At 42.4% G+C, this 375-nt stretch carries 1 pseudogene; it reads right to left on the reverse strand.

The features are described from left to right. A pseudogene (locus tag HC723_RS17085) lies at positions 1 to 375 on the reverse strand (IS3 family transposase); the annotation flags it as partial.

The following is a 375-nucleotide window of genomic DNA, read 5'->3' on the forward strand; positions in this document are numbered from 1 at the left end:
AAGCTCGACGCTGACGCACAACAAGACCTAACTTACGCATGATGGTGCGAGTACGATAACGCCCGATAGTGAAGCCTTCTTCACGTAGTTTCTTAGCTAATTGACGAGAGCCTAAACTTCCACGACTGCGCTTGAATAAGCGCTTGGCAGTTCTGTATAAATTAAGCTCTTGCTCAGTAATGATCTGAGCAGGTCGTGCTAACCAATCATAAAATGCACTGCGGCTTACTTTTAGAGCGTTACAAAGCATTTTTATTGGAAATCGAGAGCGATGCTCTCGAATAAATTGAAACTTTACTTCATTTCTTTCGCAAAGAAGGCGCTGGCTTTTTTTAGGATCTCTTTCTCCATTCTAAGCTGCTTTACTTCCTTTCT

The sequence above is a fragment of the Vibrio sp. S11_S32 genome (genome assembly GCF_014694465.1).
Taxonomy (GTDB): Bacteria; Pseudomonadota; Gammaproteobacteria; order Enterobacterales; family Vibrionaceae; genus Vibrio; species Vibrio algicola.